Consider the following 14,580-nt stretch of genomic DNA (forward strand, 5'->3'; position numbering starts at 1 on the left):
AACTGAATTTTATTGCAGGAACTTTGAAATGGCGATCAAACTGGAGATGCTGAGAGCGTTCCGCGTTGTCGCTGAAAAGGGGGCCTTGGCCGATGCTGCCGCCACCCTTGGACGCACGCCCTCGGCGCTGTCTATGATGCTGAGCCAGTTCGAGGCGCATTTGTCTGGGCCGCTTTTCGAAGGCGAGCGTAAGAACCGTCTAAGCAAGCTTGGCGAAGCGGTTCTGGAAGAAGCCATTCGGGTGACTGATGTCTACGATACTGGCCTTGAGGCGATCAGACGGTTGGATTCGTCGATTGCGGGAACAGTGCGCGTTGCAGCGGTACCGTCAGTGACTACCAGCTTGCTTCCGCGCGTTATTGCCGCTTTTCGAAAGCAAAGGCCAGAAGTGCGCTTGGAAATCAGCGATTTGGACAGTGCTGCCGTCCGCCGCAGGGTCAGGACGGATGAGGCAGATATCGGTATTCTTTCGGTGCATGGCGACGAGGTCGAAGAGGGCGTCACACTTTGGCGGGATCGTTTGGGCATTGCTTTCGCAGATCAAGGGCCGACCGATCAGCTGGTAAGGCAAAAGCAAAAGCCAAGCTGGCTGATGCTTCAGGCAGAGCCGCTGATCGTCAATCCGCTTTGCGACCTCGTGCCGTTGGATGCCGCGCGCTCTGAAATGGCGTCATCGAACTTGACCGCACATAACACAACTGCCCTGTTGGCCTTTGTTCGGGAAGGCCTGGGCGTAACGATCCTGCCGGAACGCGCACTTGGCGTTTCAAGTGAAAGAGTTCAGATCGTTGTGCCCGAAGATCCTTTCGTCTACCGCACCATCCGCATGATCGAGAACCGAGATCGCAAAATGCCGCCTGCCGTGCGGGAGTTTTGGATGTTGGTTCAGGCCGTTGCCAAAAGTGACGTTGGATTTTCCTGCTAGAATTCAATCAGCGGCAGCCGGGAATTTCACTTTGAAAACCGTGCCCATTCCAACTTGTGATTGCAGGTCTATTTTGCCACCGGCTCGTTGAATGATGTCGCGGGTGATGGAAAGGCCCAGACCAGTCCCGTCACGCCCCTTTGTTGTGTAGAACGGGTCAAAAATTCGGCGGGCCACGTCTTCTGCCATGCCATAGCCCGTGTCCGCTATTCTAATCAAAATGGGGTGTTCAGAGTCTTCTGGGTCAATGCCGGCGGACAGGGATAGGGTGCCTCCATCCGGCATCGCTTGAATAGCGTTTACGCAAAGGTTTACAAGCACTTGCTGTAGTTCGGTCTTGTTAATCTGAACCATTGGCGTTGGGTGCAGATCCAGATCCAGCCGGATGCCTGCCTTGACCAAAAGATGCTGTAACAGTGGCAGCGTGTCGTGAATCGTTTGCGCCACCTCAATACGTACATCCGAGTCCGCGAATTCCTCGGGCCGTGCAAAGCGCAACAGCTTTCCGATCAGGATATGGATCGCCTGAATCCGGTCCTGAATGAGGTTGAACTCAGTTCTCAGGGGCAACGCGGCTGGACCAATTTCGCTTTGGATCACATCAAGATTGCCTTGAATGACAGCGAGCGGATTGTTGATTTCATGAGCAACGCCTGCGGTAATCTCGCCAATGGCTGCCAGTTTCTCGGAAACGATCAACTGACGAGTGGTGACGTCAAGCTGTTGGTTTGCGGTCTCTAGTTCCTTTGTGCGCTCAGCCACCCGCTGCTCGAGAACCTCGGCCCATTCGCGCAGGATGCGATCACGCTCTTCAAGCTGATCAAGAAGACTGTCCAGATGGTGGGCAACGCGAGCGATTTCATCGTCGATGGGGGCCTTCCCCACGCGGGCCGAAAATTGCCCTGCCTCTACCTTTCCGATGACTGCATTCATCTTCTCAAGAGGGCGGAAAATGCTTCTTGCCCAAAGGAGTAGAACAGGAACCGAGATCAAGGCGACTATCAGGAAAGCCAACCCAATCTGCCAAAGCGTGCGCTCTTTGGCAGCCGAGAAATCCTGCTCAAGAAAACCGACGTAAAGCATGCCCACGGTCTTGCCGAAACTGTCGGTCAAAGGGTGATAGCCAGACACATACCAGTCGTTCACCACAAAGGCGCGGTCGAGCCATGTCATTCCCTTGGTCAGCACCGTTTCGCGGACGGCTGCTGAAACTCGGGTTCCAAGAGCGCGAACGTCCTCGAACAGGCGGACGTTGGTTGAAATACGCACATCATCCAAAAACAGTGTCGCAGTGCCTTGGCCGCTGCCCGTCAGACTGCCCGCTGGATAGACCAAAGCATTGATATCATCGATAAAGCCAAGATTTCGGTTCAGCGCCAATCCCCCAACAATTGCACCCCCCGGTGCGTGGGCGGCAGCATGGATCAGCATGGCGCGATCTTCCTGGGTGCGGTCCGTCGGTGCCGCTGCCTTTGTTTGGACCAAAGGGATGACAATGCGCGCTGCCAGATTGGGCGACAAGGATTTCAGCGAAGCAGCGTCCATGACGTCAATCGCCGTTGTGGTTGTTCCTTGAAGCGCTGATTGCACGACGGGCCATTGCAACGGTGAAGGAGCCGAGCCCAGAGATGAAGCCACTACTGGGGTGCCGTCCGCGCGGACATAGTAAAGGAAATCAAAACCCAGTCGGATGCGTTGGCCTTCCAGAAATTCTGCAAGGTTACCGCCGTCCCGCAGCGCGGACATAAGCGCACTGGATTGGCCCAGCACCTCGACCGCAGCCCCCCGGCTTTCTTGAAGACCTCTTAGGTGTTGGCGGGCTATGGTAAGCTCGCTGTGAACCTTGGCAATCAACACTTCGTCCAGACGATCAGAAAGGCTTTTGACCGAGGTCAGAAGCAACAGAGGTAAAAGGATCAGGACGGGAAACAGTGTGATGAGAAGCAGGCGTGTCCGCACAGACGACCGTAGCGGAGGGCGCGGGGCTTCAGACATTCCAACTCGCGCATTTCCTGTCAATGGTCTTGCGCGAAATCCCAAGCCGCCGCGCCGCCTCGGCGCGGTTGCCATTGCAGGCCTCAAGAATCGTGAGGATGTGATGACGTTCCACCGCCTGCAACGAGTCCGAGGTCACAGCCGGATCTTCGTTTGCTGTCCCCACGAATTCTGGCGGGAACTCCCCAAGGATCAGCGACCGCTCAATCAGGTTTCGTAACTCTCGAACATTTCCGGGCCAAGCGTACCCTGCGAAATGCAAGAGCACGCCTTCGCTCAGCGAAAGCGGAGGAACGCCGAGTTGGCGAGAGAATTGGCCCATGAAGGCCTCTGCCAATTCATGAAGGTCTGCAAGTCTGTCGCGCAGCGGCGGCATCCGTACATGAACGACGTTGATCCGGTGGTACAGATCCTGCCGGAATTTTCCTAGGGAAACGGCGTCTTCAAGATTGGCATTGGTCGCGAAAATGAACCGCAGGTTCAGCGGCAGTTCCCGTTCAGCCCCGGCTGGACGAATACGGCTATCTTCGATGATCCGCAAAAGTGTGGCCTGAATGGGCAGGGGCAATTCGCCAATTTCGTCCAGAAATAGCGTGCCTCCTGACGCCTGTACCAACAGACCGTCGCGGCTAGAACCGATCTCTCCGAAAAGGTCTGCGGCAATGCGGTCGGGCGAGATGGCGGCACAGTTTATCGGAACAAAGGGCTTTTCCGCGCGGTCAGACAGCGCATGCAGAGTGCGCGCCGCAACCTCTTTGCCGGTACCACTTTCACCGGTAATCATCACTGGGGCAGGGGTCGGGGCCACACGCTCCAGTGTCTTGCGAACCTGCGCGATCGCGGGCGAGTTTCCCATAAGTCGACCGCGTGCCGTCTGTGTTTCGGCACGCAATTCATACTTCAAAAGGAAGTTTTCGCGGCGCAAATAGCGCTGGTCCATGCACCGCGAAATTGCGTTCAGGATCTGGTTCGACCGAAACGGTTTTAGCACGAAATCGGCAGCGCCCAACCGCATCGCGTGAATAGCGGTATCCAGATCGGCATAGGCTGTCATGAGGATGGCTTCGGCAAAAAAACCTACCCGGCGTTGTTCGGCCAGCCAATCCAGCCCCGATTGACCGGGCATGACGTTGTCCAGCAGCACCAGATCGAAGTTACGCTGATCCAAAAGCTTTGACGCCTCGGCAGCATTCGCTGCTTCTTCTACCCGCTTGCAGCGCGGGGCCAGCGTGCGCACCAGAAAGTTGCGAATGCCGGGCTCATCGTCCACGACCAACAGCGAGACGTGCTGAAGTACAGCGTCAATTTCGCTGGAATTTTCGCCAGCCGCTGTTACGGGCGCTGCACGCATCCTGAATGTTGGCCTTTCCGTCAGTCCAGACGCACGTTGTCGCGGCTGATGCTTCGTTCTGCGGCTGAGAAACCAATGTGGTCAAGTGCATAATCCGCGCCAACGGCAAGGACGAGTGTTGCGGCAAAGGCGAGATACATTGCCTTCATTGATGTGCTCCCGTTGGCAGTGCCTGAGTTTCGATGTGGTTCATGGCTGGTCACTCTGCCGGTGTGGCGTCTTTCTCATGGTGCGCGCTTTTCCCGGTAACTTCTTGATACCAAAGCCCATGATGCTCTTTTGCCCACTGCACTTCAACCTCGCCCGAGCCCATCGCATCGAAAGCGCCCTCCATGCCCACCGAACCAATGTAGATATGGCCAATGATGATGGCCATAAAAAGGAAGGCAATGATGGCGTGCCAAAGTTGGGCCAGCTGCATCTCGGCATGCGGGTCAAGAACAGTTGGCAATTCGCCGAAGCCAAGAGCTTGCGGAAGCCCCAGAGCATTCAGCTTCGCAAAGGTTGCGGCGAACATGTTCAATTCGAACGGGAACAGCAGGGCCAAGCCCGAGGCCGAGATCGACAGGCCAAGGACGACTACAGACCAGAAGATCAATTTCTGCCCGGCATTGAACTTCTTGGCCGGCGGGTGGACGCCTTTTGAAAACAGGCCTCCTCCCACTGCGATCCATTTCAGGTCGTGCTTGTTGGGAATGTTGTGTGCGACCCAGAACACGATCACCATCGCAAGCGCCAGCATGAACGGCCATGCCAGATTGTTGTGCGCCCACTTCCCTGCGATTGCGATTGGGGCAAATGCCTCATGGCCAAGTAACGGGATGATCGCGACGCGACCAAACAGAAGCGCAAGTCCGGTAACGGCCAGAACAATGAAAGACCCGGCAAGCATCCAGTGTGCAAAGCGTTCAATCGCTGAAAAGCGTAGAATGGTTTGCCCCGTTTTTTCACCGTCAATTCTGATCCGGCCACGGAACAGATAAAATAGGATCAGGACACCAATCATCCCCAACAGCAGATAGCCGCCATAGGTTCGCAGGTCGCCCGCGCGGAATTGCAGCCATTCCATCCCGCCATCTTGCATCAGAACCTCAGATGCCGGACCGCGCGCCTGTGTTGTGATATCGGCCTTGTTGTAACGCAGTGCGCGCCACAGGTCGGGATCAGAGACCCCGCCAAGGGTGCCAAGTTGATCGGTGATGGGTTTGGCTGCTTCGGGGTCACCTAAATTTTCACTGCGAAAGCTGTCGTCCAGTTTTAACTGGTTCTGACGCGCCAAAATATCCTCAAGCGTCTGCGCCCCGCCTGTTGCGCTGCGGTCGATGGCAGGCGCTTCCTGAGCGAAAAGCGGGCCTTGCTGGGCCACAACGGCGAAAAGGCAAAGGGTAAGCGAGAGGAGCAGCTTTTTTAGCGGCATGGTCATCACCAGTTCAGTTCATGGACATGTCGTCATTCAAGGGTGCAAAGACCCATGACACACCACTGGCGCGTCATGGGCGTTGGCACATGTGTCAGGCCCGGGTTAGCGGGCCAAGGACGTACTCAGTTTGCCTTTTGCTCGTAGGCTGTGCCCCAGCCCCAGGCGCCCGATCCAAAGCCACGGGCGACGACGCGTTCGCGGTAGATGGCCGAAACGATGTCGCCATCACCGGCCAGAAGGGCCTTGGTTGAGCACATCTCGGCGCAGATCGGCAGTTTACCTTCGGCAATGCGGTTGCGGCCGTATTTTGCGAATTCTGCGGTTGAGTGGTCTTCTTCCGGGCCACCGGCGCAGAAGGTGCACTTGTCCATCTTGCCGCGGCTTCCGAAATTGCCAGCCTGCGGATATTGCGGTGCGCCAAAGGGGCAGGCGTAGAAGCAATAGCCGCATCCGATGCACAGGTCTTTCGAGTGCAGGACGATGCCGTCTTCGGTCTGATAGAAACAGTCCGTCGGGCAAACGGCCATGCAGGGCGCGTCAGAGCAATGCATGCAAGCGACAGAGATCGACCGTTCGCCGGGTGTGCCATCATTGATGGTCACCACGCGACGGCGGTTGATGCCCCACGGAACTTCATGCTCGTTCTTGCAGGCGGTGACGCAGGCGTTGCATTCGATGCACCGCTCGGCGTCGCAGAGAAATTTTGCGCGTGCCATATCTGTCCTCTCCTCAGGCTGCGGTGATCTTGCAAAGGGTGGCTTTGGTCTCTTGCATCTGGGTCACAGAGTCATAGCCATAGGTCTGCGCGGTGTTCGTGGATTCCCCTAAGACAATCGGATCGGCACCTTCGGGATATTTGCTGCGCAGATCTTCGCCTTGGAAGTGACCGCCGAAGTGGAAGGGCATGAAGGCCACACCCGCGCCGACACGCTGTGTCAGCATCGCCTTGACCTTCACCTTACCGCCTTCAGGGCCTTCCACCCAGACCATCGAACCGTCCCGAATGCCAAGGTTATTGGCATCGCGCGGGTTGATTTCGACGAACATGTCTTGCTGCAATTCGGCAAGCCATGGGTTTGAGCGGGTTTCGTCACCACCGCCTTCATATTCCACCAGACGACCTGAGGTCAGAATGATCGGGTAATCCTGGCTGAAGTCCTTGGACTGAATCGACGCGTAAAGCGTCGGCAGACGATAGAACTTGCGGTCGTCATAGGTGGGATAATCGGCCACCAGATCACGACGGTTAGTGTAAAGGGGCTCGCGGTGCAGCGGAACCGGGTCAGGGAAGGTCCAGACGACGCAACGGGCCTTGGCGTTACCGAACGGGGCGCAGCCATGCTTGATCGCAACGCGCTGGATGCCGCCCGAAAGATCGACCTTCCAGTTCGATTTCGGTCCGCCTGACGCTTCGATCGCCGCCAGCTCTTCAGCCGTCAGGTCCTTGTCCCAGCCAAGGTCCATCAGCATCTGCATGGTGAATTCAGGATAGCCATCCTGAATTTCCGACCCGACCGAATAGACCCCTTCTGCCAGCAGGTTCTGGCCATCGCGTTCCACCCCGAAACGGGCACGGAAAGTCAGACCGCCATCCGCCACAGATTGCGACATGTCATACAGGTTGGGGGTGCCCGGATGCTTCATCTCAGGGGTGCCCCAGCAGGGCCAAGGCAGACCGTAGTAATCACCATCGCAGGGGCCGCCATTCGCGCGCAGCGTCGTTTTGTCAAACGTATGCTGGTTTGCCATGTGAAGCTTGATCCGCTCGGGGCTTTGGCCCGTATAGCCAACGGTCCACATGCCGCGATTGAATTCGCGGGTGATGTCTTCGATCATCGGCACATTTTCGCTTTCCATGCTGATATTTCGCAGCAGGCGGTCAGCAAAGCCGAACTTCTTGGCGAAAAGGGTAATGATCTCGTGGTCGGTCTTTGACTCGAACAGCGGCGCCATTACCTGATCTCGCCATTGCAATGACCGGTTCGAAGCCGTGACCGATCCGCGGGTCTCGAACTGGGTGGTCGCCGGCAAGAGATAGACACCATCGGTCCGGTCGCTCAGAACGGCCGAAACCGTGGGGAACGGGTCGATCACGACAAGCGTGTCCAACTTTTCCATCGCTGTCTTCATCTCGGTCATGCGGGTCTGCGAGTTGGGCGCGTGACCCCACAGAACCATGACCTTGATCGTGTCGTTCTGGTCGATATTGGCCGGATCTTCCAGCACGCCATCGATCCAGCGCGAAACCGGGATGCCGTTCTCGTTCATCAGGCTGCGCGGATTGCCATCCTTGTCGACGGCCGGCTGACCATCGGGGCCGTTCAACATCGCGAACTGGCTTTTCAGCCATTCCAGATCCTCACCCCAGACCTTTGCCCAATGCGCCCAAGCGCCGGGGGCAAGGCCGTAATACCCGGGAAGGTCATGCGACAGAACGCCAAGGTCGGTTGCCCCTTGCACGTTGTCATGGCCACGGAAGATGTTGGTGCCGCCGCCAGCAACGCCCATGTTGCCAAGTGCAAGCTGAAGCACGCAGTAGGCACGGGTGTTGTTATTCCCGTTGGTATGCTGGGTGCCGCCCATGCACCAAATCAGGGTGCCCGGGCGGTTGTTGGCCAAGGTGCGGGCCACGCGTTCCAGTTGGCTTCCGGGAACGCCAGTGACGCGCTCCGTTTCCTCGGGCGTCCACTTCTTCACTTCATCCCGGATTTGATCCATGCCCCAAACGCGGGTGCGGATGAATTCCTTGTCCTCCCAGCCGTTTTCAAAGATGTGCCACAGGATACCCCAGATCAGGCCGACATCCGTGCCAGGGCGGAAGCGAACATATTCGTCGGCATGGGCTGCTGTGCGGGTAAAGCGCGGGTCGCAGACGATCAGCGGGGCATTGTTCTCTTCCTTGGCTTTCAGCATGTGCAGCAGCGAGACCGGATGCGCCTCAGCCGGGTTGCCGCCGATCAGGAAGATCGCCTTCGACTTGTGAATGTCGTTGTACGAATTCGTCATGGCGCCGTAGCCCCAGGTGTTCGCCACGCCCGACACAGTTGTCGAGTGGCAGATACGGGCCTGGTGATCGACGTTGTTTGTTCCCCAGTAGGCTGCGAACTTGCGGAACAGATAAGCCTGTTCGTTGTTGTGCTTGGCCGAGCCAAGCCAATAGACACTGTCCGGTCCGTTCTTTTCCCGGACATCCAGCATCTTGTCGCCAAGTTCGTTGATGGCCTGATCCCACGAGATCCGCTTCCAGACCCCGCCTTCTTTCTTCATCGGGTACTTCAGGCGGCGCTCACCATGGGCGTGTTCGCGTACGGCTGCGCCCTTGGCGCAATGGGCGCCAAGATTGAACGGGCTATCGTAGCCGGGCTCTTGCCCGATCCAGACACCGTTGTCGACCTCGGCAACGACAGTGCAGCCGACCGAGCAATGCGTGCAGACTGACTTTACGCTTTGGACGGCATTTGCAACGGCCGTCTGCGCGTTGGCGCGGGTGACCGTTCCGCCCGTCATACCAAGGGCCGCAAGTCCCCCGATGGCAAGCCCTGATCCGCGCAGGAATGCCCGCCGATCAACCGATTTTTCAGCAACAGAGGTCAAAAGCGAAGTACGGTTCGCCGTACGCGCCACCCCATTTGTTTTCCTTTTCAGCATTGTCCTCTCCCTTGCAAGTCCGGGCCTGCCGGCGCTGGGTAACTACTGGGATGGGCGGTCAGAACCGCGCCAGATCGTAATAGGTGCGGGTATGTGCGTTATCTTGCAGCCCCGATTTCTGCGGCGCATCTGCGCCTGCTGCGGCCTCCGTTCCGACCGATGCAGCCACCACCGCTGCCGGTGCGGCCGTTCCCGCAAGTTTCAGAAAATCCCGACGCCCGACGCTTTCCGCTTCCGGATTCTTCGACTTTTTCATTTCCGCCTCCTCTCCCGATTTTCTTGGTGACCTTCGTCACCATCCCGTATGGGCGTCTGCCCGTTCGTTGCCGTTTCAGCCGTTCCCCAAGCGGAAGGCTTCCTTTTCAATTCCGATGAATGTCCGCCCCAAAGTGCCAACCGGCAGGTAGAAGACCGATCCCTTCGCCTGCTCGAGATCGCTGAAGAAATGCGCGGCCCAAGGAGCAATGTGCCGATTGAAGAATTCACGCTGCTTTTCCAGCGAGGCCGGGGTGCCAAAGCGACCGTCAATCAACCCGGCCATCATCTCCATCAGCGAGGCGATGTTGTCTTCGGGTTCGTAGACATTCGGCGCGCGGCTGATTGCCAAGCTGGCCATATCTTTCCGCAACGTTGCCAGCGGCTTTTCGTTCAGAAAACCCGTAAGGTAATAGCTGGCGAAGGGCAGTAGCTCTCCCCGCCCGATCCCGATGAAAAGCTCTGTGAATTCGCGTTCGACCGACGAGGCGCTGGTATTTCGGGCCAGCTTGGCCAAAGTTTCAACAGCTTTTCCCATAGCTGTCGTGTCGCCGGTGAGACGACCAAGCGCTGAAAGCTTTTCCTGCGTGGGCGGGTCCGCCAGCAAGGCAGCCAAAAGATCATAGACCTCGGCCCGAAGCAGGTCTTCCTCGGCAATCCGAATGTCATGGGCGGCTACGGTCATTCGGTCCTCATGTCTCAAACGAAAAACGCATGTGGCGGCGTGGGCGAAGCTCTGTTTCACCGGGGGGGGCGTGGTCGCCCGCCGAAAGGTCCTGAGGTGCCGACGCGAGAGTGGGCGGCGCTTCCTCTACGAATTGATGTTCAGGTTCGTCCGCCTCTGGCGCCGTTGCCGGTTCGTCCTGCAGCGTCGAAATCCTCGCCTCTTCTTGCTCGGCAAGGGCCACTACATGGGCCAGCAATCCCCTGCCGACCTGATAAGTTGTCTTCAGGTCTGGAACCACGGTTGCGGCATCCGTGAAATCTTCTCCGAAATCGACAAGCCCATCAAGATTGGCCAGCACCGGGTTTGACAGCCACAGCTTCCGTAAGGCGCGACGGCGCAGACGCTCGGGAACGGCCTTCTGCATGAAGGCAGAAAAATCGTCCCCCATTTGCATCAGGTCCGGATCCTGAAGCCCCAGTTCTTCCAAGATCTGCTCGTCGGTCTTTTCTTCCTGAAGCTTGGCCTCTTGGGCAACCTGACGTTCTGCTTCGCGGGCAGCAATTGCAGCCTCTTCCGCCTCAACCGCGGCCCGACGCTTTGCCCAGAAGGAAAGGGGTGCGGTCATTTGCCCTCTCCCTCGCGGATGGAACCCGGCGCGCGAAAGACGTCAGCCATCTGACGAATGCGCGCATCGCCCTTGCCATCTTCGACCAGATCAATCCGCTTCTTGTCGCGCTTGCGCTTGATGAATGGCTCTTCGACGTGATGGGCCTGCACGAAGTCATGAACCCATTTGATCAACGTCAGCGGCATTGGAACCTGTTCGATCAGGCCTTCTCCGCTATCCATGTAGTCCTGCCCCTCATAAGGCGAGGCAGTGATATGGGTGACCTGCCACGGCAGATCCGACGCAGGATCGCTTGATTGCTGAAGAACTACGACCACACCGGGGATCTTTGAAGCAAGCGCCACTTGATAGGCCTCTGTGTCGGTCGACCAAAGATCAAGGTTCAACGTGGCGGCATGGTATTCCACCGCATCACCTTCCCGTCGCAATTCGCGCCAGTTGGCCGGACTAGCCCCCGGCAAGACCGCCACAACCTTCCATGCCCACTTTGCCCAGCGGGTTACCCCCGGGGTGCGGCGAACCACGATGCCAACCGGCATTGATGCGCGTTGCAGCGGCATGTCTTTGTCTTGTCCTCCCGCGGGTTTTTCCCCGTTTGACTAATTGATGGGCGAAGCTCGCACTTTGCCGCAAAGCAAAATTTCCCGAATCGGCGAAAAAAATGAATGCGCCCTTACGAAGTGGACAAAATGTCCATCGGCCGTTTCCGGCCGGTTTTGGGTGTGGACACAATGTCCAAGTCAAATTGTCCGACTAATTTCATCGGAATTAAAAGCGGGCGCTTTCAGCGCGAATCACCCAGAATTTGGGTGAGGGGGCCTTTACGGCCTGCTTTGTTTCGTGCCTAGCTATCCATCAAACCGCCCGAGAAAGTGGCGGATGCCTATATGGGCACAGGGGAGAAGCAATGGCCAAGCAACTGATTTTGTGCGATTGTTTGGGGAGTCAGGCCATTGATGCCAAGGCTCTGGAGCGTGGCACAGGTTTCTCCTGTTCACGAGTTCACACAGCACTTTGCACGCGAGAGGTTGCCAAAGCAGCCGAGGCACTTTCTGCCGGAGATGCGATCATTGCCTGCGGACAGGAGGCAGAACGTTTTGCCGAAATCGCAGATGAGATCGGTGTCGAAACGCCACTGTGTATAGATATCAGGGATCGCGCAGGGTGGTCTGACGGTGTCGATGCCAGCCCGAAAATGGCGGCGCTTCTGGCTGAAGGAATGCTTGCCAAGCCGCCGGTCAAAGCGGTGGATGTCACATCAGATGGGGTTTGTCTGGTCATTGGGCCGGGCGCAGTTGCTTTGCCGGCGGCTGACAAGTTGGCGTCTCATCTGGCTGTCACCGTCCTTTTGACAGATGCCACCGAGGCAGAGCCATCACGGATATACGAAGTGATCCGGGGAAAATTGAAGCGGGTGCAGGGTACGTTGGGCCAGTTCTCGCTATCCTTCGATGGGCTGCAAACGCTGGAACCGGGCGGTCGAGGCGGGTTCCGTTTCAGCCCTGCGCGCGATGGGGCGGTGACAAATTGCGATGTCATCCTTGATCTGTCGGGCGGCACACCCCTGTTCCCGGCGCCAGAAAAGCGCGACGGTTACCTGCGGGCAGATCCCGGCAGTCCAACGTCGGTTGCGGATGCGATCTTCGCCGCGGCTCACCATGTCGGAGTCTTTGAAAAGCCGCTTTACCTTCGGTTGGAAAGCCACCTTTGCGCCCATTCGCGGGCGTCAAGAACAGGCTGCACACGCTGTCTGGACGTTTGCCCGACTAGGGCGATCTCGCCCGACGGCGACCATATTTCGGTCGACCCGATGGTCTGCGCGGGGTGCGGGGCTTGTGCCTCGCTTTGTCCTTCAGGAGCAATCCTTTACGATGCGCCACCCGTCGAGACAGTGCTGGTGCGGCTTCGCACGCTGGTCGAGGCCTTCGTGCGCGCTGGCGGATCGGACCCGAGGCTGCTGGTGCATGATGATGATCACGGCCGCGATATGATCTCGCTTTCTGCGCGGTTTGGTCGGGGTCTGCCCACAGATGTGATCCCGCTTTCTGTCAGCGCCTTGGCGGGCTTTGGTCATGCCGAAATGCTCGCGGCATTGGCGATGGGATTTGCGTCAGTTGCCATTCTGACGGCACCGAAGTCCGATCTCGAAACCATCGATAGAGAAGCCAATCTGGCCCGTGCGATGGGGGCAGAGGGTCGATTGGAGATTCTGGATGTCGTCGACCCAGAAGCCTTTTCCGATGCGCTCTACGCAATGGAGCGGAAGTCAGCTTCGCCAGAGCCGATCCTGCCAATGGGTGGGCGGCGGCAAGTGGCCCGCTTGTCTGCAAAAAGCCTGATGGGGCCAGACTTTGGCACCGTCACTCTTCCTGAAGGCGCGCCGTATGGGGCTGTTCTGGTTGACACCGAGGCTTGCACACTTTGCCTGTCTTGCGTCTCGCTTTGCCCGTCAGGTGCATTGCTTGACAACCCTGATCGGCCAGAACTGCGATTTCAGGAAGATGCCTGCCTGCAATGCGGCATCTGTGCAAATGCTTGCCCGGAAAAGGCGATTTCCTTGCAGCCCCAGTTTGACCCGACTGACGCGGCGCTGAAACAGCGCGTTCTGAACGAAGAAGAACCCTTCTGCTGTATCGAATGTGGGGCGGCATTCGGCGTCAAATCCACCATCGAAAAGATCATGGAGAAGCTGGCTGGCAAACACCCGATGTTCTTGCAGGAAGGTGCGGGGCGTCTAATCCAGATGTGCGATGATTGCCGGATCAAATCGCAGGCTCATGGCAAGGGTAATCCCTTTGCCATCGGTGACAGACCCGCGCCACGCACAACAGACGACTATCTCTCAAAGCGACGGGATAATTGATGCCCCTATCGCCGGCCTTCAACCCTTTATCGCGCTTCGACTTCGGCCCCCAGATCTGCGGGGATGAGAGAGGCCGCATAGGCCAAAATCGCCTCGACCTCGTCTTGCGAAACTTCGATGGGAACGAGAGAGGGCGGGCGCGATGCGTCAAACGGCGGCGAAATTCCGGTGACGCGCAGGAACGAAGGATGCGGGTTCAGCGCGTAAAAGGCAGAAAACCGAGCATCCCAATCAGGCAGAGCGCGCAACGCCATGAAGGATGGCGTAGAGCCAATGTTCGTGCGGTCTTCGGGCGTGACGGAATGGCAGCGCGTGCAATGAGCGCGCGCGACTTCCAGCCCATTTGCCGCATCGCCATGAATCTCGATCTTGGTGGCCGCGCCGTCAGCAGGGGCACGCATGAAAGGCTCACCAGAGGCAGGGATAAATCCGGTAACGGCAGCTTGCCCAGCGGTCGACAAAAGCCAATCCTGAAACTGAAGCGCGGCCGCGTTCTCTCCATTCAGGCGCAAGCGGAAAGTCTTTCCTCCCCGCGCGAAAACAGCAGTTCCGTCGTCGGCTATTTCGGCTTCGGCAGGGGGCAAAGCCAGTTCCGCCTTGCGCCCGGTTTTCAATGCAAAGCGGGGAAGCAGATGCTGCATCAATCCGCTTTCTTCCAGATCCGGGGCAACGGAAAGCGTGAATTGGCGCTGATCGGTCTCGGCCAAGCCAATGGTCGCTGTGAAAAGGCTCGCCGTCAGCCACAGGAAAAAATGTCTCTGCATCCGGGCCTCCCAAGGTTTTAGCGTAATCGGATCAGAAATTTGGGTCAACGAAACCAAGGACGAT

General features: G+C 57.8%; 13 protein-coding genes. 2 read left to right on the forward strand and 11 right to left on the reverse strand.

What is annotated here, in order from left to right:
• Positions 1–28 precede the first annotated feature (28 nt).
• Complete coding sequence (locus tag ACSBLW_RS01475) at positions 29–925, forward strand: LysR family transcriptional regulator (RefSeq protein WP_435258477.1); 897 nt, start codon at positions 29–31, stop codon at positions 923–925.
• Positions 926–928: 3 nt separating this feature from the next.
• Here the strand turns inward: ACSBLW_RS01475 and ACSBLW_RS01480 are convergent, their stop codons facing one another.
• From ACSBLW_RS01480 to ACSBLW_RS01525, 10 genes are all read right to left on the reverse strand, one after another.
• Positions 929–2,920 (reverse strand): sensor histidine kinase, encoded by a 1,992-nt coding sequence (locus tag ACSBLW_RS01480; protein WP_435258478.1) that lies wholly within the window; start codon positions 2,918–2,920, stop codon positions 929–931.
• The gene (locus ACSBLW_RS01485; protein ID WP_435258479.1) at positions 2,913–4,271 is read right to left on the reverse strand and encodes a sigma-54-dependent transcriptional regulator; all 1,359 of its coding nucleotides are present in this window, start codon (positions 4,269–4,271) and stop codon (positions 2,913–2,915) included. Before ACSBLW_RS01485 ends, ACSBLW_RS01480 begins: the two co-directional genes overlap by 8 nt.
• Positions 4,272–4,291: 20 nt before the next feature.
• Complete coding sequence (locus tag ACSBLW_RS01490; RefSeq protein WP_435258480.1) at positions 4,292–4,420, reverse strand: hypothetical protein; 129 nt, start codon at positions 4,418–4,420, stop codon at positions 4,292–4,294.
• A 50-nt stretch (positions 4,421–4,470) separates the two neighbouring features.
• Positions 4,471–5,694 (reverse strand): formate dehydrogenase subunit gamma, encoded by a 1,224-nt coding sequence (locus ACSBLW_RS01495; protein WP_435258481.1) that lies wholly within the window; start codon positions 5,692–5,694, stop codon positions 4,471–4,473.
• Between the two features lie 119 nt (positions 5,695–5,813).
• Positions 5,814–6,407, reverse strand: coding sequence for a formate dehydrogenase FDH3 subunit beta (gene fdh3B / locus ACSBLW_RS01500; RefSeq protein WP_435258482.1), 594 nt, complete (start codon positions 6,405–6,407; stop codon positions 5,814–5,816).
• A 13-nt stretch (positions 6,408–6,420) separates the two neighbouring features.
• Positions 6,421–9,339, reverse strand: a complete 2,919-nt coding sequence (locus ACSBLW_RS01505; protein WP_435258483.1) for a formate dehydrogenase subunit alpha — start codon at positions 9,337–9,339, stop codon at positions 6,421–6,423.
• 58 nt (positions 9,340–9,397) lie between these two features.
• Complete coding sequence (locus ACSBLW_RS01510) at positions 9,398–9,595, reverse strand: twin-arginine translocation pathway signal protein (protein ID WP_435258484.1); 198 nt, start codon at positions 9,593–9,595, stop codon at positions 9,398–9,400.
• Between the two features lie 75 nt (positions 9,596–9,670).
• Positions 9,671–10,279, reverse strand: coding sequence for a TorD/DmsD family molecular chaperone (locus ACSBLW_RS01515; RefSeq protein WP_435258485.1), 609 nt, complete (start codon positions 10,277–10,279; stop codon positions 9,671–9,673).
• A gap of 7 nt (positions 10,280–10,286) precedes the next feature.
• Positions 10,287–10,886 carry a DUF3306 domain-containing protein gene (locus tag ACSBLW_RS01520; RefSeq protein WP_435258486.1) on the reverse strand — a complete coding sequence of 200 codons (600 nt, stop codon included), beginning with the start codon at positions 10,884–10,886 and terminating at the stop codon, positions 10,287–10,289.
• Positions 10,883–11,449: a DUF3305 domain-containing protein gene (locus ACSBLW_RS01525; RefSeq protein ID WP_435258487.1), complete on the reverse strand. Its 567-nt coding sequence runs from the start codon at positions 11,447–11,449 to the stop codon at positions 10,883–10,885. The genes ACSBLW_RS01520 and ACSBLW_RS01525 overlap by 4 nt, the downstream gene beginning before the upstream one ends.
• Before the next feature lie 347 nt (positions 11,450–11,796).
• Between ACSBLW_RS01525 and ACSBLW_RS01530 the strand changes: the two genes are divergently transcribed.
• Complete coding sequence (locus ACSBLW_RS01530; RefSeq protein WP_435258488.1) at positions 11,797–13,752, forward strand: 4Fe-4S binding protein; 1,956 nt, start codon at positions 11,797–11,799, stop codon at positions 13,750–13,752.
• A gap of 26 nt (positions 13,753–13,778) precedes the next feature.
• Here the strand turns inward: ACSBLW_RS01530 and ACSBLW_RS01535 are convergent, their stop codons facing one another.
• Positions 13,779–14,516 (reverse strand): hypothetical protein, encoded by a 738-nt coding sequence (locus tag ACSBLW_RS01535; protein ID WP_435258489.1) that lies wholly within the window; start codon positions 14,514–14,516, stop codon positions 13,779–13,781.
• Between the last annotated feature and the right edge of the window lie 64 nt (positions 14,517–14,580).

It is taken from the genome of Thioclava sp. FR2 (genome assembly GCF_051200875.1).
Lineage (GTDB): Bacteria > Pseudomonadota > Alphaproteobacteria > Rhodobacterales > Rhodobacteraceae > Pseudotabrizicola.

Excerpts from the sequence above, each read along its gene's own strand:
- ACSBLW_RS01475 (WP_435258477.1), top strand. The coding sequence starts at position 29 with ATGGCGATCAAACTGGAGATGCTGAGAGCGTTCCGCGTTGTCGCTGAA.
- ACSBLW_RS01480 (WP_435258478.1), bottom strand. The coding sequence starts at position 2,920 with ATGTCTGAAGCCCCGCGCCCTCCGCTACGGTCGTCTGTGCGGACACGC.
- ACSBLW_RS01485 (WP_435258479.1), bottom strand. The coding sequence starts at position 4,271 with ATGCGTGCAGCGCCCGTAACAGCGGCTGGCGAAAATTCCAGCGAAATT.
- ACSBLW_RS01490 (WP_435258480.1), bottom strand. The coding sequence starts at position 4,420 with ATGAAGGCAATGTATCTCGCCTTTGCCGCAACACTCGTCCTTGCCGTT.
- ACSBLW_RS01495 (WP_435258481.1), bottom strand. The coding sequence starts at position 5,694 with ATGACCATGCCGCTAAAAAAGCTGCTCCTCTCGCTTACCCTTTGCCTT.
- fdh3B (WP_435258482.1), bottom strand. The coding sequence starts at position 6,407 with ATGGCACGCGCAAAATTTCTCTGCGACGCCGAGCGGTGCATCGAATGC.
- ACSBLW_RS01505 (WP_435258483.1), bottom strand. The coding sequence starts at position 9,339 with ATGCTGAAAAGGAAAACAAATGGGGTGGCGCGTACGGCGAACCGTACT.
- ACSBLW_RS01510 (WP_435258484.1), bottom strand. The coding sequence starts at position 9,595 with ATGAAAAAGTCGAAGAATCCGGAAGCGGAAAGCGTCGGGCGTCGGGAT.
- ACSBLW_RS01515 (WP_435258485.1), bottom strand. The coding sequence starts at position 10,279 with ATGACCGTAGCCGCCCATGACATTCGGATTGCCGAGGAAGACCTGCTT.
- ACSBLW_RS01520 (WP_435258486.1), bottom strand. The coding sequence starts at position 10,886 with ATGACCGCACCCCTTTCCTTCTGGGCAAAGCGTCGGGCCGCGGTTGAG.
- ACSBLW_RS01525 (WP_435258487.1), bottom strand. The coding sequence starts at position 11,449 with ATGCCGCTGCAACGCGCATCAATGCCGGTTGGCATCGTGGTTCGCCGC.
- ACSBLW_RS01530 (WP_435258488.1), top strand. The coding sequence starts at position 11,797 with ATGGCCAAGCAACTGATTTTGTGCGATTGTTTGGGGAGTCAGGCCATT.
- ACSBLW_RS01535 (WP_435258489.1), bottom strand. The coding sequence starts at position 14,516 with ATGCAGAGACATTTTTTCCTGTGGCTGACGGCGAGCCTTTTCACAGCG.